Annotated in this window: 23 protein-coding genes and 1 tRNA gene; 3 read left to right on the plus strand and 21 right to left on the minus strand. The window is 39.6% G+C overall.

Annotation, left to right across the window (positions count from 1 at the left end):
* Positions 1-16 precede the first annotated feature (16 nt).
* From C8C76_RS02100 to C8C76_RS02200, 21 genes are all read right to left on the minus strand, one after another.
* The gene (locus tag C8C76_RS02100; RefSeq protein ID WP_108138214.1) at positions 17-1,102 is read right to left on the minus strand and encodes an alpha-hydroxy-acid oxidizing protein; all 1,086 of its coding nucleotides are present in this window, start codon (positions 1,100-1,102) and stop codon (positions 17-19) included.
* 1 nt (position 1,103) lies between these two features.
* On the minus strand, positions 1,104-1,811 hold the full coding sequence (locus tag C8C76_RS02105) for a nucleoside-triphosphatase (RefSeq protein ID WP_108138216.1): 708 nt from the start codon (positions 1,809-1,811) through the stop codon (positions 1,104-1,106).
* Positions 1,811-2,812: a xanthine dehydrogenase family protein molybdopterin-binding subunit gene (locus tag C8C76_RS02110; protein WP_108138218.1), complete on the minus strand. Its 1,002-nt coding sequence runs from the start codon at positions 2,810-2,812 to the stop codon at positions 1,811-1,813. The genes C8C76_RS02105 and C8C76_RS02110 overlap by 1 nt, the downstream gene beginning before the upstream one ends.
* Complete coding sequence (locus C8C76_RS02115) at positions 2,812-4,158, minus strand: xanthine dehydrogenase family protein molybdopterin-binding subunit (RefSeq protein ID WP_108138220.1); 1,347 nt, start codon at positions 4,156-4,158, stop codon at positions 2,812-2,814. The genes C8C76_RS02110 and C8C76_RS02115 overlap by 1 nt, the downstream gene beginning before the upstream one ends.
* Positions 4,151-4,636, minus strand: coding sequence for a (2Fe-2S)-binding protein (locus C8C76_RS02120; RefSeq protein WP_108138222.1), 486 nt, complete (start codon positions 4,634-4,636; stop codon positions 4,151-4,153). Before C8C76_RS02120 ends, C8C76_RS02115 begins: the two co-directional genes overlap by 8 nt.
* Positions 4,636-5,550: an FAD binding domain-containing protein gene (locus C8C76_RS02125; RefSeq protein WP_108138224.1), complete on the minus strand. Its 915-nt coding sequence runs from the start codon at positions 5,548-5,550 to the stop codon at positions 4,636-4,638. The genes C8C76_RS02120 and C8C76_RS02125 overlap by 1 nt, the downstream gene beginning before the upstream one ends.
* Positions 5,489-6,820, minus strand: coding sequence for a putative aminohydrolase SsnA (ssnA, locus tag C8C76_RS02130; protein WP_108138226.1), 1,332 nt, complete (start codon positions 6,818-6,820; stop codon positions 5,489-5,491). Before ssnA ends, C8C76_RS02125 begins: the two co-directional genes overlap by 62 nt.
* Before the next feature lie 450 nt (positions 6,821-7,270).
* A complete protein-coding gene (locus C8C76_RS02135) occupies positions 7,271-8,635 on the minus strand; it encodes an 8-oxoguanine deaminase (protein WP_108138228.1) in 1,365 nt (454 codons plus the stop codon).
* 1 nt (position 8,636) lies between these two features.
* Positions 8,637-9,110: a (2Fe-2S)-binding protein gene (locus tag C8C76_RS02140; RefSeq protein WP_108138230.1), complete on the minus strand. Its 474-nt coding sequence runs from the start codon at positions 9,108-9,110 to the stop codon at positions 8,637-8,639.
* Entirely contained in the window at positions 9,103-9,978 is an 876-nt protein-coding gene (locus C8C76_RS02145; protein ID WP_108138232.1) for an FAD binding domain-containing protein, read from the minus strand. The genes C8C76_RS02140 and C8C76_RS02145 overlap by 8 nt, the downstream gene beginning before the upstream one ends.
* Positions 9,979-9,980: 2 nt before the next feature.
* A complete protein-coding gene (locus C8C76_RS02150) occupies positions 9,981-12,272 on the minus strand; it encodes a xanthine dehydrogenase family protein molybdopterin-binding subunit (RefSeq protein ID WP_108138234.1) in 2,292 nt (763 codons plus the stop codon).
* 282 nt (positions 12,273-12,554) lie between these two features.
* Positions 12,555-13,904, minus strand: coding sequence for a uracil-xanthine permease family protein (locus C8C76_RS02155; RefSeq protein WP_258222404.1), 1,350 nt, complete (start codon positions 13,902-13,904; stop codon positions 12,555-12,557).
* Positions 13,905-14,132: 228 nt separating this feature from the next.
* On the minus strand, positions 14,133-15,116 hold the full coding sequence (locus C8C76_RS02160; RefSeq protein WP_108138236.1) for an ornithine carbamoyltransferase: 984 nt from the start codon (positions 15,114-15,116) through the stop codon (positions 14,133-14,135).
* Between the two features lie 113 nt (positions 15,117-15,229).
* Positions 15,230-16,471 (minus strand): YgeY family selenium metabolism-linked hydrolase, encoded by a 1,242-nt coding sequence (locus tag C8C76_RS02165; protein WP_219909355.1) that lies wholly within the window; start codon positions 16,469-16,471, stop codon positions 15,230-15,232.
* A gap of 93 nt (positions 16,472-16,564) precedes the next feature.
* A complete protein-coding gene (locus C8C76_RS02170) occupies positions 16,565-17,116 on the minus strand; it encodes a cupin domain-containing protein (protein ID WP_108138237.1) in 552 nt (183 codons plus the stop codon).
* On the minus strand, positions 17,109-18,365 hold the full coding sequence (locus tag C8C76_RS02175; protein WP_108138239.1) for a threonine synthase: 1,257 nt from the start codon (positions 18,363-18,365) through the stop codon (positions 17,109-17,111). The genes C8C76_RS02170 and C8C76_RS02175 overlap by 8 nt, the downstream gene beginning before the upstream one ends.
* 105 nt (positions 18,366-18,470) lie before the next feature.
* A complete protein-coding gene (locus C8C76_RS02180; RefSeq protein WP_108138241.1) occupies positions 18,471-19,943 on the minus strand; it encodes a pyridoxal-phosphate dependent enzyme in 1,473 nt (490 codons plus the stop codon).
* A gap of 226 nt (positions 19,944-20,169) precedes the next feature.
* Entirely contained in the window at positions 20,170-20,583 is a 414-nt protein-coding gene (locus C8C76_RS02185; protein WP_076545784.1) for an OsmC family protein, read from the minus strand.
* A gap of 109 nt (positions 20,584-20,692) precedes the next feature.
* Positions 20,693-21,100, minus strand: a complete 408-nt coding sequence (locus tag C8C76_RS02190; RefSeq protein WP_076545783.1) for a DUF134 domain-containing protein — start codon at positions 21,098-21,100, stop codon at positions 20,693-20,695.
* A gap of 88 nt (positions 21,101-21,188) precedes the next feature.
* The gene (locus C8C76_RS02195) at positions 21,189-22,535 is read right to left on the minus strand and encodes an FAD-dependent oxidoreductase (protein ID WP_108138243.1); all 1,347 of its coding nucleotides are present in this window, start codon (positions 22,533-22,535) and stop codon (positions 21,189-21,191) included.
* Between the two features lie 107 nt (positions 22,536-22,642).
* Positions 22,643-23,917 (minus strand): L-serine ammonia-lyase, iron-sulfur-dependent, subunit alpha, encoded by a 1,275-nt coding sequence (locus C8C76_RS02200; protein ID WP_108138245.1) that lies wholly within the window; start codon positions 23,915-23,917, stop codon positions 22,643-22,645.
* Positions 23,918-24,249: 332 nt separating this feature from the next.
* Here C8C76_RS02200 and C8C76_RS02205 point away from each other — a divergent pair.
* The 3 genes from C8C76_RS02205 (at position 24,250) to C8C76_RS02215 (ending at position 26,868) form a co-directional block, all read left to right on the plus strand.
* Positions 24,250-24,325 (plus strand) — tRNA-Glu (locus tag C8C76_RS02205).
* A gap of 184 nt (positions 24,326-24,509) precedes the next feature.
* On the plus strand, positions 24,510-25,409 hold the full coding sequence (locus tag C8C76_RS02210; protein ID WP_076545780.1) for an acetamidase/formamidase family protein: 900 nt from the start codon (positions 24,510-24,512) through the stop codon (positions 25,407-25,409).
* Positions 25,410-25,560: 151 nt separating this feature from the next.
* Positions 25,561-26,868, plus strand: coding sequence for a 3-deoxy-D-manno-octulosonic acid transferase (locus C8C76_RS02215; protein ID WP_076545779.1), 1,308 nt, complete (start codon positions 25,561-25,563; stop codon positions 26,866-26,868).
* The last annotated feature ends 34 nt before the right edge of the window (positions 26,869-26,902 follow it).

Raw genomic sequence — 26,902 nt, forward strand, 5'->3', positions numbered from 1 at the left:
TTTCTCTTTTCTTTTATCAGGCCAGTTTTAAAGCATCAAAATTGCAGCGGGTAACACAGAGTCCGCAGCCAGCACATTTTGCTGCCTCAATAACAATCTTATTATCATCATCAAGATAATTCGCATCATAAACACAGCTAGTAATGCAGAGACGGCAGCCGGTACAGTTTTCTCTAATAATCTCTGGGACTTTAGTTTTGTAATTTGCTTTTTCGGGTGCTTTCTTTTGAGCCAATCCTCTGATCTGATCTAAATTGTCATAACCATGTTCCTCTAAGTACTGATCAATTTCTGCAGCAATTTTTCCATAAATTTTGGGTCCTTTTAAAATAGCGGCTGTACAGGTCTGAACTGCCTGAGCTCCAGCCATAATCATCTTAACAGCATCTTCTCCGGTAGAAATACCACCAACTGCTAGAACTGGTATCTCAACAGTTTTTACTGCCTGAAAAACAGCTCTTAAAGCCAGCGGGAATATTGCCTCTCCCGAAAGCCAGCCGTATCCATCTTCACTCCCCATCAGCGGTTTCCCACTGTCGATGTTAAAATCAAGGGTTGGACCAAAAGAGTTGATTAAAACCAGGCCATCAGCTCCTGCATCCTCAGCAGCTTTTGCAAATTTGGGGATGTCAATCTGGGGGCTTAATTTAACCATCACCGGTTTATCAGTTGCCTTTTTGGCAGCCTTAATACTCTCTACAACTGGTGAAGTATCACTGCCCAGATAATGAGTTGAAAGCTCAAAGGCATCTGCATAGGGATCTGTCTTTTGAACCAGCTCATTAATCTGCTCGGCACTGTAACCAAGACCAACTATTACTGGCAGACCCAAATTTTTAATCTCAGGGTATTCATTTTTAAGCCAGTGCTCAGGTCCCATTTCTGACCAGAGCTCAGTATTCATAAAACCTCCTCTGGTCTGAGCCATATTGGGACGCGGTACTTCAGCTGCCTCAGTCGAAATTGTTTTGGTTACTATTGCACCTGTTCCACCTTCTTTTGCTTTTTTGGCCATTTCAGCATCCTTAATTGGTGGCCCAGCTGCCGGCATTACCGGGTTTTTTAAAGTCATATCAAAAAGTTTAACACTTATGTCAGCCATTTTATTCACTCTCCTGTTTGTATATTTTTAAATTTTCTAAAATCTTATTTAAGATCACTGCCCTCTGCTCCTGGTCGTCCTCATTTAACTGATAAATCTCTATATCATTTCGCTGCCTGATTTTATCCAGAAATGGGTTCTCTTCAGCTTTTATAACTCCAATAACAATTTTTTCTGAAGCGAGTAGAGAAAAAACTTCTTTTTGAAATTTAGCGGCCTCTAATTCAAAGCGCCCCAGCTCATCCATTACTATCAGCTCAGCCGATTCTCTTAACAATTCAACCCCCAGATTATCAAAAACTTCAGCTTTTAGAGTAAATTTAGCTTCAGTATTTTCTCGATAGGCAAAAATTTTCGGATATCTTAATAATTTAAGTGATTTTCCTGCAGCTGCCGAAAGGCTTAAAGTCTCCGGTGCTCCATTGAAAATTTCAAAAGTTTCCTGACATCTTTTGGCCTCTGCCTGATCTTCCTTTACTTTTTCTGCAGCAGAAAAATCAGCTGCAGCCTGATTTTTTAATGCTTCTGCACCTTTTTCTTTTAACTCAGCTGCCTGCCTTAGCTCAAATAACAGCGGCTTACCATCTGCCGCATTAATTCTCGCCACTGAAAACCCAGCTGTTTTTAGATCGAGTTCCTGAAGCAGCCGGGCCAGCAGTGTTGACTTACCGACCCCTTTAGCTCCAGTAATTAAATAATTATTTGCCATTAGCTATTTTCTTCCTTCTCTTTTTCCTTCAGAGCTTTTTTAATTTTAGAAGGACTGATCGGCAGCTCAAAAAATCTGACTCCAATTGCATCATAAACTGCATTGGCCAGTGCCGGTGCTGCCGCAATTAAAGTTGGCTCTCCAACACCTTTGGCCCCAAATGGTCCTTCAGAGTCCTCTTCTTCAACCAGATAATGTTTAAATTTAGGAACATCAACACTTGTCGGCACCAGGTAGTCTGTCATGCCTGCATTTAGGGTCTTACCATTGCGGATCACCTGGTCTTCCATCATTCCCATACCAAGTCCCTGAACTGTTCCACCTTCAATCTGACCTTCAACATTTTTAGGATTAATTGCTTTCCCAAGATCAATAGCAGAATAAACATCTAAAAGATCAATAGTTCCCGTGTCAGTATCAATTTCAATATCAATTACCTGAGAAAGGAAGGTATAGGCTACATAAACTTTATCAGCCTGTCCGTTTTCATCCGGACTATAGGTTACAGGAAAGAAACTTCCCTCAGCTTCCAGTTTTTCGCCTCTTTCTTTAACTCTCTCTGCCATTTCCCAGTAGCTTATATAATCATCAGGATCATCATACATATAAATTCTGCCGTCTTCAATCGCAATCTCAGGATGGTTGCTGCGGAACTCCAGACTGCCGTAATGGTAAAGATTGGCCAGCATATCTTCTGCTGCTTTTTTTACAGCATTACCGGTAAAATAGGTCTGTCTGGTAGCAGAAGTTGAACCTGAATTTTTCGTTTTATGGGTATCACCCTGTACTACCTCAAAGTAGTTAGGATTAATTCTTAAAATCTCAGCTGCAATCTGAATTACTGTAGTAATTACTCCCTGACCAACATCTGCAGCTGCAGTTCTGATTACTATCCGCTCGTCTTCTTTAATTTCTATTGAGGCAATTGAATGGTCAGGAAATCCCTCTCCATAACCAAAACCAAACATAATTGTTGCCATTCCTCGTCCAAATTTTTTCATTATTTTCTGCCCCCTTTCCAGTCACTGAGCTCCATCACTCTTTTAATTGTTTCTTCTGCATTCACACTGTGAGTAAGCTGCTGACCGTTAGGAGTTATTGAATCCTTTTGATAAATATTTTTTAGTCTAAATTCTGCAGGGTCTATATTTAATTTATGAGCCAGAATATCCATCTGCTGCTCATAGGCGAAAGCTCCCTGAGCAGTACCAAAACCGCGCATCGCACCGGCATAAGTGTTATTTGTATAAACAGCATGAGAAACTCCACGCAGATTAGGGCAGTTATAAGGCCCTGTAGCATGATACATTCCTTTGTGCACAACCGCCGGCCCACTGGAAGCATAGGCTCCCGTATCTCCAACAAACTTGGTCTCCCAGGCTGTTAAATAACCATCCCGGTCAACACCAGTTTTATTAATAATTGTAATTGGATGGCGCTTGGATTGGGTAATCATTGACTCTTCTCTGGTAAAACAGAGTTTAACCGGTCTACCAGTCCGCATGGCTGCTATTGCCAGGTGAATATGAACTGAAACATCCTCTTTTTTACCAAAGGCTCCTCCAATTGTTGGCTGGATTATCCTAACCTGATCCTTAGAGAGACGCAGTGACTGGGCAACATCAGCCTGAGTATCATGCAGCCACTGGGTTGCAGCCCAGATATCAACTACTCCGTGCCGCTCATCATAGAGGGCAACTCCAGCTTCATTCTGCATCGGCAGCTGATCGATAAACTGTGTCTGATAGCGATTTTCTTCTACAATGGCTGAATTTTTAAAAGCTTCATCAACATCGCCCCGATTTAAATGATGGGTAATTACTATATTTCCATCAGGGTGAATATTTGGAGCATCAGCTTCCATGGCTCGGAAGGGATCAGTAATCACTTCTAATTCTTCTACTTTAACCTGAATTAAATCTCTGGCTTTTTTTGCGGCCTCTTTAGTTTCGGCAACTATAATCGCCAGAGCATCCCCCATATAGCGCATCTTTTCTCCGGGTGCAATTAAAACCGGCTGGTCTCTAATAATAAGGCCGAACTGCCTTACATCCGGAATATCTTCAGCAACAATGATATCAACTACTCCCTGAACTTTTTTAGCTCGAGAAATATCAATATCTTTTAAAATTGCATGGGGGTGAACTGCCCTTTTGATTTTAATATGCAGCATATCATCAAAGCTGATGTCATCAGGATAAACTGCCTCTCCAGTTACTTTATCCCAGGCATCTGCTTTCAAAATATCATGCCCGACAAAACGTTTGCTCTTTTTTACTCCTTCAATTGTACAGCGAGTAGTATGTTTACAGAAATAATCTTTAATTCTCTTATTCTGATCAGTCATTACTATCACTTCCTTCAACTGCAAGTTTATCTGCTGCCAGCATTACAGCATCGATAATCTTTGCATAACCGGTACAGCGGCAGATATTGCCGGAAAGACCATAGCGGACTTCTTTTTCTGTTGGTTTAGGTTTTTCATCCAGCAGTCTTTTGCTTGCCAGAACCATTCCTGGAATACAGTAACCACACTGCACTGCACCGGCTTCCACAAATGATTCCTGAATTGGATGCAAATCATCCTTTGTGCCCAGCCCTTCTACGGTTACAATCTCAGCCTGATCGGCCTGGGGAGCAGGTACCAAACAGGAAGCGGTCAGTTCTCCATTCATAATTACAGTACAGGCACCACATTCACCTTTACCACAGCCTTCTTTGACACCGGTTAGCCCTAAATCTTCTCTCAACAGATCGAGCAGCCTGGTATAGGGAGTAACTTCCAATTCTCTTTTGGCTCCATTAACTGTTATAGTTATCTGCATCAGCTGCTCACCTTCCTTTCTATTTCATTTAAAGCTCTAACCATCACATCTACTGCCACATCTTCTCGATATTCTTTAGTTCCTCTTAAGTCATCTATCGGATTGATACTGGATTTAACTTCTTTTCCCAGCGCTTTATAATCAAGGTCTTTAAGTGTTTGATCAATCATCACCGCTTCTATCCCCTTAAGCCTGACTGGAGTTGGAGCAACTGAACCCATTGCCACACCAGCTTTAACTATTTTTTCTCCTTCAAACTCCATTACAACAGCAAGGGTCAGAGTAGAAATAACAAGGGCTTTGCGGCGGCCAACCTTAATCCAGGCACCCTCTCTCTTATTTTCAGTCATCGGAATTATAATCTCTGTTAAAAGCTCATCTGCTTCCATTAAGTTTCTTTTAGGACCGGTAAAGAAATCTTCTGCCTTAACAATTCTTTCTCCAGCCTCTGTCTGCAGTTTGAAACTTGCCTCATAGCTTAATAGTGGTGCTAAAAGATCTCCTGCAGGGGAAGATGTACAGATATTACCTCCAATTGTACCTCTGCTTCTTATTTGAGGTGAACCAACATCTTCTGCTGCAGCAGCCAACACCGGCAATTTATCCTTAATTAAATCTGAATCCATTAAATCCAGGTGAGTTACCATGGCTCCAATATGCAATTTGTTGTCTTTAACCTTAATTTCTTTGAGCTCATCCAGCTTTACCAAATCCAGCCAGTATTCAATCTCATGCAGTTTTTCATAATTTGCTACCAGTAAATCTGTAGATCCTGCTGCCACTTTGAGCTCTTCTTTATATTCAGCTTTTATTTCCAGGGCTTTTTGAAGATTTTCTGGCTGAAAGTATTCTTTAAAATCTGCGCCAGAAATCGTCTGCCTGTTCTCCTGTTTCATGGGTGATTTTCTCATCATCAACTACCTGCACCTCCCGATTTTCCATTAAGATTCTTCCTTTTACAATTGTTGTATCAACCATACCCCCATTAATCCCAAATAAGATATGGGCATAAGTATTATCACTGTTGATCTCAGTTGGCGGCTTATAATCTACCACAATAATATCTGCTGCCGCTCCCTCTTTTAAAACTCCCAGCTGAGGTCCAAAAGTCTCAGTTGCCAGCTGAGCATTGGTTTTAAAAACCATCTGAGGTATTTCAGTCCAGCCGAGACGAGGATCCCGATTCTGATGCTTGAGCATTAAATTGGCGAACTTAATGCTCTCAAACATATCAGTTGTATAACCATCTGTTCCGAGACCTACTTTTAAATCTTTAGCCAGCGCTTCTTTTAAAGGGGCTGCTCCAACAGCATTTCCCATATTTGATTCCGGGTTATTGATTAGATAACAGTCATTATCTCTTAAGATCTCCAGTTCACCTTCCTGTAGATGCACTCCATGAATGGCCATTGTTCCCGGCCGCCAGATGTTATACTGATCAAGACGCTTAACCGCTCCATTGTAGCCGCGTAATCGGCTGTCTTCTAAATCAGTTCGTCCTTCAGCTACATGAATATGAAAACTACTGTCCAACTCATCTGCCAGATCTGAAACCTGCTCTAAAGTTTCATCCTCTAAGGTAAAAGAAGCATGTAAGCCAATTCTACCATTTAAGTGGTCCATATCTTTCTCCCTAATCTTTCGTAAAAAACTTTCGCTTTCTGTAATTGAATCCTGAGACTGCTCCGGTCCATTGCGGTCAGAAATCTCATAACAGAGATCAGCTCGAATTCCGAGTTCTTCTACAGCTTTAGCAATTAAATCAAGACTGTATCTAACCTGCCCGTAGCTTGCGTGGTGGTCAAAAACTGTAGTTACCCCCTGTTTTAAGCCGGTTAAAAAGGCATAAAGGGCACTGTAATAAACATCATCAGCTTTAAGAGTACTGTCAACCCTCCACCACATTTTCTCTAAGATTTCTAAAAAGTGACGGGGAGGCTGCTCGGTCTTTAAATCCATTCCCCGAGCAAAGGTACTGTAAATATGCATATGGGTATTGATCATCCCTGGCATAATAATTTTACCTTTAACATCTTTAATTTCAGCTTCCGGATACTTAGATTTTAAAAGCTCAGCTTCACCTAAAGCCTTAATCTCTTCGCCATCGATTAAAACTGCTCCATTTTTAATAACTCTATTATCCTGATCATGAGTAATCACTGTTCCATTTGTTAATAAGAGCAAGAAACCACTCCTTTCTTTCTGATTTTTCAGATAGAAAATTTAATAAAATAAATGTACACTACTTTGACTAATAAAACTTCAACCAAAGCTTAAAATCTCTTGCTGAATAAAGATTTTAATCAACACCACAAGTCTAACCCTCAATTTAGTAAAGATAATTCAATTTCTGTGCTTGTATATTGAGGCTGAGAAAAGTTTAACAGCTATTAAGTGTTTTTGACTGAAATAGGAATAAATTTAATGACTCAGATATTTTATTTAATTAAACTTGATGAATATTAAGTTAAATCAGACCTAAGAACACGATGTTCTTAGCTGACCGCAGCACAGGAGGTGCTGATCGGGAAGGAAGTCTGATTTAACGAAAATATGAATCTTAGTTTAATTTTAAAATTAATGCCGGAATAAATTTATCCTATTTCAGGCAAAAATATTGATTCAAAACTTTTCTTAGCCTTTAACCATCTCAGCAGAAATTGAATTAGCCTTTGCTATAATTTCTTCTTCATCAACTCTTGTCAGCTCTCCATCTTCAACCACAATTTCACCATTAACAATTGTATAATCAACTATCTGGGTATCACCTGTATTAATAATTGCAGAAACTGGATCATATAATCCTCCAGCAAAGCCCAGTCTTTTAGAATTGACCATAAACATATCTGCAGCCTTACCGACTTCGAGACTGCCAATCTCCGGCTGGGATAAAACATCACGACCGCCATTGGTTGCTAAAGCAAGCACATCTTCAGCAGTAATGGACTTCATCCCGTGGACCAGCCGGTGCATCAAAAAGGCCGACTTCATTTCTAAAATCATATTAGAGGAATCATTGCTGGCACTACCGTCAACACCAAGACCGACCGGAACTCCTTTCTTGATCATCTCCGGCACCTTTGCTGCTCCCGAAGAGAGCTTCATATTGGAAACCGGACAGTGCGAAACTCCGGTTCCAGTTTCAGCCATTCGACTCAGCTCATCACTGTTTAAATGTACTCCATGAGCATACCAGATATCACTGCCAACCCAGCCCAATTTTTCCATATAGGCTAAGGGTCTGAGCCCTGTCTTTTCTAGAACAAACTGCTCTTCATCTTTAGTTTCTGCCAGATGAGTGTGAGCCTGAACTCCATAGTCCCGGGCCAACTCCACCGACTCGATCATCAATTCTTCAGTCACTGAAAAAGGTGAGCAGGGAGCCAGCGCTACCCGCTGCATGGCAAAAGGTGAGCTGTCATGATATTTTTCAATTACCCTTCTGGAATCTTTTAAAATTTCCTGATCAGTCTGCACTACTGAATCAGGCGGCAGTCCTCCATCTTTTTCACTTAAAGACATACTGCCCCGGGCGCCGTGGAAGCGAATCCCGATTTCTTTAGCAGCTTCAAACTGATTATCAATCAAATTAGCAGGCTGTGATTTTGGAAAAACATAAAAGTGGTCACTGGTAGTTGTACAGCCTGTTTTTAAAAGCTCTCCTGCTGCCAGCAGAGTTGAATAATAAACTGCATCTGGATTAACTCGAGACCAGATTGGATAAAGATATTTAAGCCAGTCAAAAAGTTCTGATTCCTGAGCATCAGGCAGATTGCGGGTCAGAGCCTGATAAAAGTGGTGGTGCAGGTTGACCAGACCTGGAAAGAGAAAATAATCGCGCCCGTTAATTGTTCGGTCCAGTTCTCCTTCAACCTCGATTTCTCTACCCATTCTGGTAATTTTTCCATTTTCAATCAGTAAATCCGCATTTTTGAGCCGCTCTCTATTTTTATTCATTGTAATAATCTCTTTAACATTTTTTATTAAAATTCTGGCCATTTTAGGCACCCCATTCTTCAGCTGCCATCTCAACTGCATCAATTATCTGCTGATAACCGGTACAGCGGCACAAATTTCCTTCCAAAGCTGTTTTTATCTCTTCTTTGCTTGGTTCAGGATTGGTATTCAGTAAGGCCAGAGCTGACATCAGCATTCCCGGAGTACAGAAACCACACTGCACAGCCTGTTTTTCAATAAAGGCCTTCTGCAGTGGATGGAGTCCGCTCTTTGACTCCAAGCCTTCAACGGTAATAATCTCACTACCGTCAACCTGAGCTGTGAGCACCATACAGGAATTAACTGCCTGATCATCAACAATCACCGTACAGGCACCACATTCTCCAACACTGCAGCCTTCTTTGGTTCCAGTCAGCTTCAGCTGTTCTCTAATTGTATCCAGCAGTCTCTCCTGACTGCCTACTTTTAATTTATGTTTTTCACCATTAACTGTTAATTCTACATCTAACTTAGCCATTATATCCCGCCTCCTCAAGTAAATCTTCAACTGCTCTTTCTACAAGTTTACCGAGAGCAGGCCGTTTATAAGGAGTTGACCATCTTTCTCCGGTAATCCCTACCATCTCATCTGCTGCTATATTTCCAGCTTCAATCGGATCAATTTCCGCAAAGCTTTTACCATTCAAATAATCATTGACCTTTCTAAATGGTACAGGAAAAGGTGTTGCTGCTCCAGATGCTACCTGAGCTTTCTTTACTCTGCCATTTTCTACCTCAGCTAAAAGTGTCAGTGAAATTCTCGAAATACTTAAAGCCTTGCGGCGCCCAATCTTCTGATAGCTGCTGTAATATTCACCCTGGGGCATCGCAAAAACTATTTTTTCTAAAACCTCATCCGGCTTAATTATAGTCTGATAGGGCCACTCCACAAAATCTTCAAGTAATACTCTGCGGGCTCCCCCCTTTGACCTCAGGACTACTTCTGCTCCCAGAGCAATCAAGGGTGAAAAGGAATCCGCACAGGCTGCTGCATTGGCCAGGTTACCACCAATAGTTGCCCGGTTTCTAATTTGAGTTGAGCCAATACTGCTGGCTGCTGCCGCAATAAAGGGCAGTTTTTCCTTGATTTCCGGATTACTTACCAATTCAGCGTGGGTAGTTAAGGCTCCAATTTCACCTTTTTTATCTCCAAGCTGAATTCCTTTTAGTTCATCTACAGCTGTAATATCAAGCAGATAATCTATCTTATCAAATTTCTGATCCTGATGGTGAAGGTCAACCATTAAATCAGTTCCACCAGCAAGAAGTTGAACATTTTCTCTTTGATCAAGTATTTCTAATAGTTCATCTAAACTGTGAGCTCTCAGTAATTGATATTCTACCATTATTATTTACCTCCCTTATGCAGAGCACGACCAATTAAAACCCGCTCTAAATTAAGGGGTAAAGAACGAATTCTCTTGCCTGAAGCATGAGCTACTGCATTTGCTATTGCTGCACTACCCAGTTCTAAAGTCGGCTCTCCAATTGATTTAGCCCCAAAAGGACCATCAGGATCAGGATTTTCTACAATCACCGGTTTAATATCAGGCATATCCTTAATGGTTGGAATCATATAGTCATGGAAGTTAGTCCCCTGAATCACTCCATCTCTTAACTCAAGTTCCTCCATAATTCCATAACCTAAGCCCATCATAACTCCACCGTAAATCTGACCTTTTACATTTTCCGGGTTTATGGCTCGTCCAACATCATGAGCTGCCGCCATATTAATCACACTCAGCTCACCGGTTCCGGTATCAACTTCAACCTCAGCTATCTGACAGCCGTAAACATAGGTGAAGTAAGGATTTCCACAGCCTTTTTCTTCATCCCAGGAAATTGGTGGAGATTTATACCAGCCGTAAGCTGACATTAAAATCCCTGTATTCCCCATCTCACCTGTTAAATCAGCAAAGGTTGCCAGTCTGTTTCCCTGACCGTCATACAAAAATCCGTCCTTTAATTCCATCACTTCTGCATCTAATTCATATTTATCCTGAGCAAAAGTCATAATTCTCTGCTTCAACTTTTCAGCTGCATCTTTAACCGCATTACCACCAATTAAAGTAGCCCGAGAAGCAACCGTTGAGCCGCTGTCTGGAGTAAAACTGGTGTCCAGCTCTTTAAATTCTACTTCACTCATTGGAATACCCAGAACCTCAGCTGCCATTTGAGAAAAGATTGTTTTTAAACCCTGTCCATTTTCTGCCAGGCCGCTGTAGACAGCCACACTACCGTCTTTATTAATCTGAATCACAGAAGCTGCTGCATCAATTGCCTCAGCTCCTAAACTACAGCCTCTAAAGGAAATCGAAAGTCCAATTCCTTTCTTCTTATCTCCAGACTGCTCTTTAGAATATTCTTCATATTTATTTTTGTAATCTATGGCCTCCATCGCCTTATCCATAACTTCATTTAAAGAAACAGTATGCCGATCAAGCTTCTGACCGCTTGCAGTCACTGATCCCTGCGAATACATATTTCTTTTCCTCAGTTCTACCGGTTCCAGGCCGAGTTCTCCTGCCAGCTCATCCATTAGCGACTCCTGAGCAAAAATAACCTGAGGGGAACCATAACCGCGCATCGCCCCGGTATAAGGATTATTGGTATAATAACCATAGGTATCAGTTTTAACATTTTCTACTTCGTAGGGCCCTGTCGCCTGGACCACACTGCGCCAGGTTACAAAGGGAGTCTGACAGGCATAGCCCCCACTGTCAGCTACAGCTTCGATCTCCATTGCTGTCAGCTTACCTTCTTTAGTCGCTCCAATTTTATATGTTAAATGATAGGGATGACGCTTATAACTTTCGGTAAAAGATTCTTCCCTGCTGTTGACCATTTTGACCGGCCGACCTGTAGCAATTGCCATCACTGCTGCCCGAGCAGCCATCGCCGAGACAACCTCATCCTTACCGCCAAAGGAGCCGCCGATATGATTTTGAATAACTCTGACATCAGCCAACTCAACTTCCAGCACCGCAGAAACTGCATTTCTGGTTGCATAAGGATTCTGAATCGAGCCATAGACTGAAACCAGGTGATTGTCTTCATTAGGAACCACTACAACTGCCTCCGGCTCCAGATAGGAATGCTCAATAAACTGTGTTGTATATTCTCTCTCTAATACCACATCTGCTTCTGCAAATCCTTTTTCCACATCACCTTTCCGCAGGGGATGATGAATTACCTGATTATCCTCTTTTTCTGGATGTAATTTCAAAGCACCTTCCTTCCGTGCTTCTAAAGGATCAAAAACTCCTTCCAGTTCTTCATAATCAACCTCGATTTTCTCCAGCGCTGCCGCTGCTTCTGCTTCACTTTCTGCAACAACCATCGCCACTCCATCGCCAGCCAGCACTACCTTATCCTCAGCCAGCACCTGCTGATCCTGCACAATAACTCCAAAAAGATTATTGGGAATATCCTTAGCTGTAAATACTCCTTTTACTCCCGGCATTTTTTCAGCCTCAGAAGTTTCAATTTTTAAAATTTTAGCATGAGGATATTCAGTTCTCAAGACTTTAGCATAGAGCATATTGGCAAATTCTAAATCCGCTCCAAATTTTGCCTTTCCTGTAACCTTTTCATAGGCATCAACTCTTTTGACACCCTTGTTGACATGTTTAAAAGCCATTACTGCACCTCCATAATTAAAATTACCCCATTAAACAGAAGGACTTCCGCCATTTTTGCCGGCCAAAATCCCTAATCAAACAGCTCCAGCTCAGACAGCCTTCTACTGCCAGCTCTAAATCTGCAAATCAGGAATAGTCACGGCATTTATCTCAATTTTAGTTGAGAGAAATGTTAAAATGGTGAAAGTCCATGAAATAAAATTTACTTTATTTAATTCTTATTTACTATTATATAACAAAATATTTCAAATTAACAGATTTTTATTACAATTTTTTGCTGATTAACAGATTTTTTTCTCATCTTTCTCCGGCAGCAGCAAATTTAAACCAATTGCAATGATAGCTCCAACAGTTATTCCCGATGATAAAACTGTAGAAATAACTTCTGGCAGCTGGGCCACAACATCAGGTCTAAAGGTTACTCCCAGCCCGAAACTTAAAGCAATTGATAAAATAAAAATCTTTCTATCTGTCAGACCATTTTTAGTCACAATTTTCATTCCTGAGGTAGCAACCATTCCAAAAAGAGCAATTGTTGCTCCACCTAAAACAGGGTTGGGCATTACACTTACTAAAGCTCCAATCTTAGGAACCAGACCCAGAAAGAATAATATCCCGGCAACTGCTATTCCTACTACTTTACTTCCTACTTTTGTAATCTGAATAACTCCAATATTCTGGCTGAAAGTTGAGTTAGGTAGTGAATTAAAGACAGCTGCAATTGCACTTCCAACACCATCAGCCATAATTCCACCACTGAGTCTTTCTATATGCTGTTCATTTGCTACATCCTCACCGGAAACTTCGGCTACAGCAGTTAGATCTCCTATTGATTCCACAGTAGTAATTATATAAGCCATTACCCAGGGTAGAAGGTGACTTAACTGAAATGACATTCCATACTTAAAAGGCTGAGGAATAGTAAACCAGCCAGCATTTGCTACTTCTGTCATATTAACCAGCCCCAGGGGAATAGAAACTATGTATCCCACAATCAAACCAATCGCTACCGCTCCTACTTTAATTAAACCCTTACCAAAACGATTAGCAATAATAATAATAGTTAAGACAAATAGTCCTAAAATTAGATTCTGAGGTGCGCCATAGTTTTCTGCGCCTGCTCCACCACCAAAATCTGTAATACCAACCTCCATCAGACCGAGACCGATTAACATAACCACAGTTCCAGTTACAACCGGTGGAAATATTTTTCTGGTCTGTCTGATAAATCTACTTAAAATCATTTCAACTGGAGAAGTGGCAAGTCCCATTCCTAAAACTAGAGGTAAACCACCCTCACTTGCTGCTGCAATCGCCATCGGCACAAAAGTAAATGAAGTACCATGAACTGCCAGCAGACCTGAGCCCACAGGCCCAATCTTTGTCACCTGAATATAGGTAGTAACTCCCGAGACCATCAGTGCCATACTGACAAAAAATCCAGTTTCCGCTGCATTTAATCCTGCTACTCCAGCAATAATCAGAGGAGGAGTAATAATCCCCACAAACATAGCCAGCATATGCTGCAGCCCCAGTAATAAAGTCTCAATCATAGGCGGTTTTTCTTCAAGTCCGTAAAAAGGTTCATCCTCAACATACATTTCCCGTTTCTGCTCACTACTTTTCTGCATAGAACCTCTCCTTTATTATTTTTTCTTAACTATTATATTAAGCCTTAAAAATAATTATCCTGCAAATAAATTAAACAAAACAGTCACTAATGGAAAATTATAGTTGGATACACCTCCTGATTATTCTAAATTTTTAGATAATTAACTTCAAAAAGGTACCGGTTACTTAGAAATTATTTCGAGCCAGCGGCTTTTATATAACTCAAATTACCCGGCACCTGATAATTTTTACTTACCTCCCATAGTTAAGGTCATTACTGCCTTAGCTGTGTGCAGTCTATTTTCTGCCTCAGTAAAGACAATTGAATGCTCACCATCAATTACAGAATCTTCAACTTCATTACCGCGATCAGCAGGGAGAGCGTGCATGTACATTACATCGTCATCTGCCATTGCCATTCTTTCTTCAGTACACTTCCAGTGTTTATTTGATTCTAAAAGATCATCTATTACTGCATCATCCTGATTTGTTACCCAGCTTCCCCAGTTTTTAGGGATAACAATGTCAGCATCACGATAAGCTTCATCCTGATCATGTGTTATTTTAAAGGTACCATTATGTTTTTCAGCATTGGCTCTGGCCTGTTCAATTACCCAGTCCGGCATCTCATAACCCTCAGGATAGGCCAGGGTTACATCCATACCATAGCGGGGGAATAATAAAGCCTGAGTTAAAGGTACAGAAATCGGCTTTTTGTGGCTGGTAGCATAAGCCCAGATTATTGAAACTTTTAGATTTCTAGTTTCTTTTTTCTTTTCTTTTATAGTCATTAAATCTGCAATACCCTGCATTGGATGATAGAGATCACACTGCAGGTTCATTACTGGAACTTTAGCATGATTGGCCAGTGAGCGCAGATACTTATTTCCGATTTCCCAGACACAGTTGCGGCAGGCAATAGCATGTCCATAGCTGCCCAGAATAATTCCGGTATCTTTGGCAACCTCACCGTGAGAAACCTGCATGGTGCTGGTATCTAAAAAGTTAGCATGACCACCCAGCTGAGCCAGACCGGCTTCCATTGAGTTTCTGGTTCTGGTTGACTGCTCAAAAAACATCAAAAAAGCTGTTTTATCTCTTAAGTATGGTGTTGGCTCACCCATTGCAAATTTTCTCTTTAAATCAAATGATACCTCAAGTAGAGTATCAATCTCATCTTTGGTCCATTCCTGCAGTGTTATAAAATCTCTTCCCTTTAATTGAGTTTCCATTAAATAATTCCTCCTTTGATTTTTTAGGTACCGGGCACTTGGATATTATTTCCTTTTGCTATCATTAGTTTTATTGTGAAAATAATATCCAAGTACCCGGTACCATTAAAGCTTTAAGCTAAAAGATTTTCGGTTTCTTCTGGCATCTGATCGGCATATTTTTCTACAAATAATTTTGGAATCGCAGCATAAATTGCAGCGGCTTTAACTAATTCTGATTTCCAGGTCTTTTCGTTTGGTGCATGTGCCTGATCTTCATGGCCGGGGCCAAATCCAATACAGGGAATTCCATGCCGCCCCATAATTGAAACTCCATTGGTTGAAAAAGTCCACTTATCAACCAGCGGCTCTTCCTTAAATAGTTCCTTATAAGCTTCAACTGTAGTCTGACAGACGGGGTGATCTTCTTCGATCAGCCAGGTTGGAAAATAAGCATCAATTGGATATTTAAGACCTGTATAAGAAGGTCTTTCATATTTATACATTTCAACTTCTGCATCTGCCTCATTGACTGCAGGTAGGTTTTTAACCTGCTGCACAGCAAACTGCCAGCTCTCACCAGCGGTCAGGCGGCGGTCAATTGAAATACTGCAGCCGTCTGCTACCGCACAGCGGGAAGGTGAGCTGTAAAAAATTTCGGAAACAGTTAGACTTCCCTTACCTAAAAAGTCATGGGGAGTTAAATTTGGATGCAGAGCTTTAAGTTCATTGATAATTGGAGCCATCTTATAAATTGCATTATCTCCTCTTTCAGGAGCTGAACCGTGACAGCTGACACCGTGGGTGCTGACTTTCATTTCCATTCTGCCCCGGTGACCGCGGTAAATATTACATGATGAAGGCTCAGTAATTACTACAAACTCAGGTTTGATATCATCTTCTTCTAAAATGTAATGCCAGCAGAGGCCATCACAGTCTTCTTCCTGAACTGTTCCAGTGATTACTAAGGTATAATCATCTTCCAGGCCCAGATCCTTAATAATCTTACCGGCATAAACCATTGAAGCCATGCCGCCTTCCTGGTCACTGGCTCCCCGGCCGACAATTATTTCATCATCTTCATAACCTTCAAAAGGATCATAATCCCAGAGAGATTCATCTCCCACACCAACAGTATCAATATGAGCATCCATAGCAATTACATGGCTGCCGCTACCTATGTAGCCCAAAATATTGCCCATCTCATCAATCTCAATCTTATCAAAGCCTACTTTTTCCATTTCTTCTTTTATTCTCAGTACTACCTCTTTTTCTTCACAGCTTTCACTCGGTATTCTGATCATATCTCTTAAAAATGCACTAATTTCTGAACGATAACTTTCTGCTTTTTCCATTATTTGATCAAATTCTATCACTTAGCTGGCACCTCCATTAATTTAATATTTATTCCCAAACAAGTACTGTTAAAATACTTACCCAAATGCCTTCACTTTTAAAGGAATTATAGTTTAAAAATTAGGTGGTGTAATTGCTGAGATAAAGTGCAGATCTTCTTCACCAATACTCCTAATCTTATGGGGCAGACTAGCTTTATAATAAATACTGTCCCCTTTTTCTAATTCATATTCCTGATCCCCAATTTTAATATACATTTTCCCCTGCATAACAATAGTACATTCTTCGCCCAGGTGATTTAAGGGTTCATCAGTTGTTTCTGCTCCTGGCTCTAAAGTTGCTTCTATGACCTCCATATCTCGATTTAAATCTGGAGAAAGAAGCTCAAAGGTTAGATGAGAACCGGGGAAATTCAGGATTCGACGCTCATCTTTACGGACTACCGCATTATGACTTTCTTCTTCAATTAGAAAATAGAAAATTGGAACCTCAAGCGCCCTGGCTATTTCTCTTAGTGCAGTAATTGATGGTTCCGCCAGACCTCTTTCCACCTGGCTTAAATAACTTGATGTTTTTTGGATTTCCTCTGCCACGTCATTTAAACTCATCCCTCTTGCCTGGCGTTTCTTTCGAATTCGCTGGCCCAACCTGATATTATCACTCATCACTGGTCACACCCTGTTCAGCAAAGATCTTAGTTAGTTTCTCCAGGTCCGGTTCAACTTCGATTGGGTCACCAGCTGCCCGGCGGGCATTTTTAACATCTTTAAGACCATTACCGGTAATTACAACAGCTGCGCTCTCATCTTTCTTTACAATCCCCTCTGCTGCAGCTTTTTTAAGCCCAGCCATTCCAGCAACTCCTGCCGGTTCACCAAAGATCCCGGTTTTTTTACCGAGATTTCTCATCATAGCTAAAATCTGATCATCGCTGACATTAATCATTTGCCCTTCAGAATCCCTAACAGCTCTAACTGCCTTCAGCCAGTTGCGTGGTTTACCTACAGCAATACTGTCGGCGATTGTGTTTTCAGCTGTGACTTCCAGATCCTTACCAGTTCTGAAGGCTTCTGTGATTGGAGCACAGCCTGCTGCCTGAACACCCAGCAGTTTTGGAATCCGATCAATAAAACCAATCTGTTTTAGGTCATATAAACCTTTATAGGCTCCTGCTATTGTACAGCCATCACCAACAGAAAAGACAAGCCAGTCAGGCATCTCCCATTCCAGCTGTTCCGCCAGCTCTAAAGAAACTGTCTTTTTACCTTCAACCAGATAGGAATTAATGGCAGCATTGCGGTTATACCAGCCCCATTTTTTAATTGCCTCTGCCGACAGATAAAATGCTTCCTCATAAGAACCTTTGACCGAAACAACATCAGCTCCGTAAATTAAAAGCTGGGCCAGTTTACCGGCTGGAGCCCGATCGGGCACAAAAATAACTGCGTTCATTCTGCCTCCCATAGAAGCAATATTACCTGCCAGTGAAGAAGCTGCATTACCTGTTGAAGAACAAGCAACCGTTTTTGCTCCTGCTTCCTGAGCTTTAACTACAGCCATCGCTGAAGCTCTATCTTTTAAAGAAGCTGTTGGATTTAAGCCATCATCCTTAATAATAAGCTCTTTAATCCCAAATTCTTCTGCCAGGACCGGTGAATTATAAACCGGGGTATTCCCAACAGCAAGTTTAGGCTTTTCAGTCTCCGGCTTAATCGGCAGCAGAGGTTCAAAGCGCCAGATACGCTGATCAGGATTTGCCTTTAAATCAGCTTTTGACCATTCACTCTTAATTTTTTGGTAATCAAAATCAACATCTAAGATCCCATCCTCACAGTCATCACAGAGATAACGCTCAGGATCGGCTTCATATTCTCTACCACACTTAATACAGTGCAGCCCTGTTACATATTTCATCTGCTTCACCTCAATTACTAATTCTATTCTCGTCTATTTAATTCTGCCCGCTTAGATTGAAATAAGCAGCGAGAGAATCCGAATTTATTTTCTATTTATATAATTCTACAGCTCTGCTAATAAACCTGTCTTGTGATTAAATTCTTCTATCAATTTATCTATTTCTTCTGCCTGAGAATGGATTCCGCCCCAGTAATTTTCATAGTCATACCACTGAGCATTTAATTCTTCCGAATCTCTGCCCTGCTGCTCAATCCAGGTATAATATTTAAGGTTGTGGACACGGCGGCGTTCTTCCAGCCCCATCTCCAGAGTATACTCGGTATCAATACCGCGTAAATAACGGTGATAATCTTTAATCGCGTCTTCTCTGGTGTATTCTCCTCTTTCTTCTCTCATTTCTTCCAGGCGAGAAGTATATAATTCTAAAGAATCAGTTAAAACAGTCATCAGCATCTGATTTTGATCCAGCTCATAATATTTAGCCATCTTAATAGTTCCAACCAGGTTGGCAATTCCTGAAATTCCTAATAGTTCAAGCTTTTCTACAAAATCTTTTGCTATTCCCTGCTCAACTAAATACTCTCTTCCTGCTTCTTCGTTAAATAAGCGCAGCAGTGACATTGTTCGCTCATCATCTATGGCAACTGCCATATCAGTATTTTTTACATTATGAATCCAGGGAATATGCTTGTCGCCAATACCCTCAATTCTGTGGGCACCAAAACCATTACTTAAAATTGTTGGACACTGCAGTGCTTCCCCGACAGCAATTTTGCTCTGTGGGAACTGATCTTTAAGATGGTCGCCAGCTCCTAAAGTTCCAGCTGAACCTGAAGTAGCAAAGAAGCCAAAGTAATTATCGTCTTCTCTCATCTCACTTCTGATTACTTCTTCCATCGCAGAACCGGTAACCTCATAGTGCCAGAGGTGGTTGCCAAATTCTTCAAACTGATTAAAAACTGTGATATTATCTCTGGTTTCCCTGAGCTCCCAGACCTTATCAAAAATTTCTTTAACATTACTTTCAGTACCTGGAGTAGGAATAACCTCACCTGCAACTTTCTGCAGCCATTCAAAACGCTCCTTACTCATTCCCTCCGGTAAAATGGCAATAGAATCACAGGCTAGAAGTTGGGAGTTATACGCTCCACCACGGCAGTAATTACCGGTTGAAGGCCAGACTGCATGGCTGGATGTTGGATCAAACTGACCGGTTACCAGCTGAGGGGCCAGACAGCCATAAGTAGCTCCTACCTTGTGGGCTCCCGTTGGGAACCATTTACCAACAATTGCAAAAATCCTGGCGTCAACACCTGTTAATTCTGAAGGAAACTCAATATAATTTACCCCGTCATAGAGTCCCCCATCTTTTTTCGGCTCATTTTTCCAGCTGATGCGGAATAAATTATAACTATTCACATCCCAGAGGCCAATATCTTTTAGCTTTTCTTTGATCTTATCCGGAATTAATTCTGGATTTTTCATCTGCTTAAAAGTTGGCAGAATTATGTTCTTTTCTCTGGCTCTTTCAACCGCTTTTTCTAATTGTTTTTCATCGACTTCTAAATTAATCATCATTATCCTCCCTCTTTAAATTAAGAGTATTTAGAAAATTATTTGTTTAAAAAAATTAAATCTCACTTTATATATTCAATGAGATTTAAATTAATCCTGCAATAATTTGTAGATAAAATAAAAAAAATACCCGGATATCCGGGTATTCAATAATTTCAATCATTTTTCTGTAATATATTTACTTAAAATTATTAATTCTTCTTCATTTAACATATATTAACATAATCTAATCTGTAGACTCAATTTCATAACTTGAAGTGATTTCTGCATTTAAAGAGTTGCTGGCCGAGCAGTATTTTTTTTCCGAAAGATTAATTGCTCTTTCCACCCTGCGTTCATCTAATTTTTTCCCTTTAAACTTATATTTAATATGAATTTTAGTAAATCGCCTCGGAGGTTCTTCTGCCCTTTCAGCATCAACCTCCATTGCAAAGTCTTCTAATTCAGTTTTCATCTTTTTAAGTATCAAAACAACATCAATTCCAGTACAGCCAGCCAGTCCACTGAGCAGTAATTCCATTGGGCGAGGCCCCTTATTATGCCCTCCACTTTCTGCTGCTGCATCAACTGTTAATTCATGACCTGATGGCAGTTGATTTTTAAATTCCATTTCTCCCTGCCAGTCTACATTAATTTTCATAATCGAATTAATCCTCCTTTTTGTGCACTCAACTTCTCCTTAGAGCAATTTACTCAATTAAATTTATAATCTCTTGATTATTAAAACAAGCACTAATAGATTCAGGATTTTAAGCCTCCTGATCCTCATCACATTCCGGGCACTTCTCTTTAGACATATTTTTCCCGTGCTGATGAGTTCTACCTCTTCTCATTTTTTTGCCGCATTCCGGACAGTGGCCCGGTCTCACCAGACGATAATCTCCCCCAGCAAATTTAATTGCCTTACCACAGGTTAAAGCCTCAGCAGCCTTTTTTCTGGCTGAAGTTAATACCCGCTGAAAAGTTGGGCGAGAAACATTCATCAGTTCTGCTGCTTCTGCCTGAGTTAAACCTTTAACATCTTTTAGGCGCAGGGCTTCCACTTCTTCCATAGTCATCTCTACTATTTCCAGCTGATGTCCGGGGACTCCCGCTGGTTTAAAAAATTTTATTTCAGGTAATTTTTCAATTATCCGATCTTTGGTTGGACGGGCCATACTTTTTCACTCCTGTTACATTTATTTAAAGTTTAGTAAAATACTCTATTATATTTATTATAACAGATTGGTGAACAAAGAACAAAAGTTATATCTTCTTTTCTGCAACCATTCCCAGTATTGCTACTGCATCTTTAGGACCGGAATAAGGAGGAGCATAGGCAAGATCAACCTGAAACAGTTCTCCTGCAGTCATTCTATTGTAAATTGCTGTAGCCAGCACATCAATTCTTTTATCAGAACCTTCACCGCCGATTACCTCTGCTCCAACAATAACTCCATTTTCTCTATCAAAAATTCCTCGCAGATGAATTGGAGCAGTACCCGGATAATAGCTTGCATGATTATGAGCTTTAATTTTGACAGCCACAGCATCGATTTCTTCTTTTTCTGCCTCCTCCAGATCCAAACCAGTTTTTGCCACTGTCAGGTCGAATATTTTTGTAATTCCTGTTTTTAAAATACCATAATGTTTATAATCTCCACCGGCTGCATTTTCGCCAGCTGTTCTTCCCTGCTTATTTGCAGTAGAACCAAGAGGAACCCAGACATCTTTATTGGTCAGCAGATCAGTTGATTCCGCACAGTCACCTGCAGCATAAATATCTTTAAGATTTGTTTCTAATCTCTCATTAACTTTAATAGCTCCTGTTTTACCGATTTCAACTCCAGCTTTTTCTGCCAGCTCTGAATTGGCCTTAACTCCAATCGAAAGTAAGACAAGATCAGTTTCAATTTTTTTGCCAGAAGCAGTTACAACTTTCTCTACCCTGTCTTCACCCTCAAAATGATCCACTCCATCATCTAAAATCAGTTCAACTTCCTTTTCCTTTAAATGTTCTGCTACAATCTCGGCCATTTCTTTACTATAAGGAGGCAGCACCTGATCTTCCAGTTCAACAATTGTAACATCCATCCCCAGCTCCCTAAAAGATTCTGCCATCTCAAGACCAATCAGGCCGGCACCAATAATTACAACCTTTTGAGTTTCTTTTCGACTTAAAGCCACTTTTATCTGGTCGGCACTCTCAACAGAGCGAAGAGTAAAAATATTTTCCAGATCCAGACCTTCAAATGGGGGTTTAATTGGAGAAGCACCGGTAGCAATAATTAATTTATCATATTTATACTCACCCGTTTCTCCTGTGTTTAAATTCTTATATTTTAATTTTTTGCCATCTGTTTCAATTTGAGTAACCTCGTGTTGGAGCCTAACTTCGACATTATATTTTTCCTTAAAATCTTCCACTGTATTCATTACTATTTCAGAACGGGAAGGTGTTACGCCAGAGATATAATAGGGAAGTCCACAGCCAGCATAAGAAATATCCGTTCCCTTTTCAAAAACTACAATTTCTGCTTCTTTATCTGTTCTCCTTGCTTTAGCTGCAGCACTTGTACCTGCTGCAACAGCACCAATAACAGCTATTTTCATCTTAAATTCCTCCTGTTAAAAATTTATTATAATTCAGTAAAGCATTTACTTAATTTAATCAATGTCTTCAGCCAGAAAAATACTTAACTGTCTGGAATAAATGTTTTTCAAATTTCACAGGCATTTTTCTCAACAACCTTAAATAGTGTATTATTAACTGTATTTTCTGAAGGTCTTGAAATAGCAGCCAGGTTTTCAAATGTTTTACTTAAAGAACAGTTAATAAATCCTGAAGGAAGATGACAGTTCAGATCCTGCATAATCAAATCAAAATGCCTCAATGCAAGTTCAGCTGCTGTAAGCGACTTTAAAGCACAGCTCCCCTTGGCTCCATCACAGTAAACTCCACTTGTATCACTGATTAAATTATTGATCGCCTCTTCTATTTTATCTTCTTTACCGGCCAGATAAAGTAAAGCTGCCAACACTCCCGGTGCTGCAGCATAAAAAAGCCCACAGAGTGCAGAAAGACGCCCCAGGTAAATTTTGGCATAATGACCAACCAGATGAGCAATCATTGTTGCCTTAAAAATTTCTTTATCTGAGATATTAAAATAATGTCGGGCACTGTGATAGGTAACCAGCGAAATAAAAATGCCCTGGTTACCACTACCTGAAGATGCCAGGGCTGGAGAAGCTGCTCCGGCCATTCTGGCTCCTGTACCATCAGCAGCTTTAGCTGCAATTTCATTTAGCTCATTAAAATCAGTTCGTTTTCTATATTTAACCCCAACTTCCGAACCAACTCCCTCTCTACCAGCTCGGGCGATTACCGAGTTTAGTTTCAAGCCATCTTTTAATAACTGAAGCTGCCTATCTGAAAATTCTTTTTCTACTAGCTCAATTAACTGATAAATATTCATCGTCTTTAATTGAGCATTAAGATTTTTTAACTGCTGGTCAGCAGAAATTTTACTCTGATTTTGATAAACTATTTTACCATCAACTGTAATCTTTTTTAAATCATCATGACTGCCTTTAATCAGAGAGCAAACCTGATTATCAGCTTCAATAATTGCTTCCACATAAACGGGCATCTTTTCTTCCAGAACCTCAAATTCTACTCGCTCAATAATCCCCAGGGCCTGATCCAGTTTATCTTCTAGATCAGCTAATATTGTCAGTTTTCTTGCTAAGGGTTTATCGGCAAAATAACCTAAAGCGGCTGCTGTTTTATTTCCATAATACTTATTAATCCCCGGCAGGCCGGTTGACATACCATTTTTATAAACAAAACCATCAATCTTAATCTTGATTTTCTTTAGCTCACCCCGACTGTGTTCGGCTGCAGCAGCCACTGCAAAAGCCACCGCTCCCGGTTCAGTACATCCCTGAGCTAGAACAAGCTCTTTTTCTGCAAAAAGGTCCAGCAGTTCTGACATTTGATCACCTCAGCTTAATATTTTCTTTAAAACTAACCAGTAATAATAATCTCTTTAAATTTATAAACAGAGCATTTCCTTTATAAAGAATAATTCCTACTCTTAACTATACTATTCTAGATTTAACTGCTACTTCCTTGTCATAAAATTAATTATTATGAACAAATGTCAAAAAGATTAATTGTTTCAAGGAAAAACAGGCCCAAAACACTGACAGAACAGTAAGGAATAGAGAGAAAATTTTAAATTATATTTCTTCAGCAAAATTCTTGACGCCAGTTAGTTCTTATGCTATTATATTTATTGCAGTCAACAAAATTATATAAAAATTTGCCCTCATCGTCTAGGGGTCCAGGACACCAGGTTTTCATCCTGGCGGCAGGGGTTCGAATCCCCTTGAGGGTACCATTTTGAATCTAAGACAGCCAATTGGCTGTCTTTTTTGTTTATGCTCGTTTATGTTTGTTTATGTACACGCACCGTGAACCTGTCAGTTTTTGTCGATTAGCTGACAGTAGAAAAATTCTATGTTATAATTTATAATAAATATTCTCAATTTTAAATATATTTAATTAAAATCTGGAGGGATAGAATGAAAATATCAGCCGACAAGCATATCTATTCAATGTCTGCCCACAATAAGGAGGCTGCCAGCTGTCAGCCAGGTGAAACAGTAATTTTTGAGACACAGGACTGTTTTAGTAATCAGATTCAAAGTGAGGAAGTACTTTTTGAGTCGACAGACTGGGAGACAATTAATCCAGCAACTGGACCTCTAAAAATTGAAGGTGCTGAACCTGGAGACACACTGAAAATAGAAATCAAAAAAATCAAAGTAAAGGATCAGGGAGTTATGATTACCTCTCCGGAAATGGGATTTCTGGAAGAATTTATTACTGATTCGGAGACTAAAATTATTCCTATCGAAAATAATAAGGCTATTTTTAACGAAAAAATTAATATTGATCTCGATCCAATGATTGGAGTAATTGGTACTTCACCTGGCAAAGACGAGAAAGCTGTTCCCTGTGGTACACCAGCCTCCCATGGAGGAAATATGGACACCAAAGTAATTAAGGAAAATGCAATTCTTTATCTTCCGGTTAGAGTTCCTGGAGCAATGCTGGCAATAGGAGATCTGCATGCAGCCATGGGTGATGGCGAAGTTGTTGTAACAGGTATTGAAATTGCTGGTGAAGTTACTGTCAAAGTTGATCTAATAAAAAATAAGGAATTAAGTGATCCAATAGTTGAAACTGAACCAGCTTTTTATACTATTGCTTCGGGTACAGATCTGGATGCCGCTGCCAAAAAAGCGAGCAACAATATGTTTCAATTTTTGAACGAAAGACTTCCACTGAGTAATAATGAGCTTGCAATGCTGATGAGTATTATTTGTGATCTCCAGATTAGTCAGGTTGTTGATCCTCAAAAAACTGCCCGCATGAGAGTAGAAAAAAGGGTGTTAGAAAAATATGGTTTAAAGTATTAATTACAATTTTTATAATTTAAACAATGGCTGGCTTTTTTAGGTCAGCCTTTATTATTGCCGAAAAGCTAGCAAGCTCAAATTTCAGCTATTTGTCATTATTTTTTAGTTCTGATATAATTCAGATAGCATTTAATTTTAAGGGGTTTTAATCATGTACATAATCTATAATTTATTACTTGTTTTAATTTTCATAATCTATTCTCCTATCTTAATCTATAAAGAGCTTACTAATACAAACAAAAAAAATACCAAAGAACTTTTTGGCTTTTATGCAAATAAAATAAAAAGTCTAGCCACCAATAATAAAGTCATCTGGATTCACGCAGTTTCTGTCGGGGAAACTGTGGCCGCCAGTCCTGTTGTAAAAGAACTAAAAAAAGAACTACCCGAATACAAATTAATTTTTTCTACTACCACTTATACCGGCCAGAATATGGCCCACAAAATCATTGAGGATGCTGATGCTATAGTCTATTTTCCCTTTGATCTACCGTTTGCTGTTAATAAGGCTTTAAATATAATTAATCCTGATCTGATTATGATTATTGAAACTGAACTCTGGCCAAACTTTATCAAGATTGCAAACAAGCGAGGGCATAAAATAATCTATGCCAATGGTAGAATAAGTGATAGTAGTTACAAAAAATATAATTATTTAGGCTCAATTATGCCGGATATGCTTAATAATATTGACTGTCTGGCCATGCAGTCTGAACAGGATAAAAATAGAGTTATAGAACTTGGAGCTAATGAAAAAAAAGTTTTTAACCTGGGAAATACAAAATTTGATCAGAATTATTCTCTAATTTCTGAAAACAAAAAAGAAAAATATCGAAAATTGTTTAAAATAAATAAAGATAATTTAGTTTTTGTTGCTGGTAGTACTCATCCTGATGAAGAAAAACATTTAATCCAGATTTATCAGGAGCTAAAAAAGGAATTTCCTAATTTATATTTTATTGTTGCTCCCCGTGATATTGAAAGAGCAGCTGAAATCAATGAAATTTTTAAAACAAATAATATTGATGCTGTAAAAAAAACAGAGCTTAAGAATAACAATTCTAAAAAAATTGAAGCTCTTATTTTAAATACTATCGGGGAACTGGCACAAATATACAGTATTGCTGATCTAGTTTTTGTAGGAGGCAGTATGATGGGAAAAGGGGGGCATAATGTACTGGAGCCTGCCGCCCAGGGAAAACTGGTGTTTTTCGGTCCGGATATGTCTAATTTTAAAGACAGCAGAGATCTTTTAATTAAAAATGATGCCGGAATACAGGTAAATACCTGGCAGAGTTTAAAAAAAGAACTTAACTATTATTTAAATAATAAAAACAATTTAAAGAACAGGGGAGAAAAAGCCAGAAAAGTAATTCTAAATAATAGAGGTGCTTCTAAAAGAATTCTTAACCATACTTTAAAAATAATCAAACAGAAAAGCTGTCAGCATCAAGACTGACAGCTTATAAGTTATATATTAGCTATTTTCAAAA

Source organism: Halanaerobium saccharolyticum, assembly GCF_003053565.1.
Classification (GTDB): domain Bacteria; phylum Bacillota; class Halanaerobiia; order Halanaerobiales; family Halanaerobiaceae; genus Halanaerobium; species Halanaerobium saccharolyticum_B.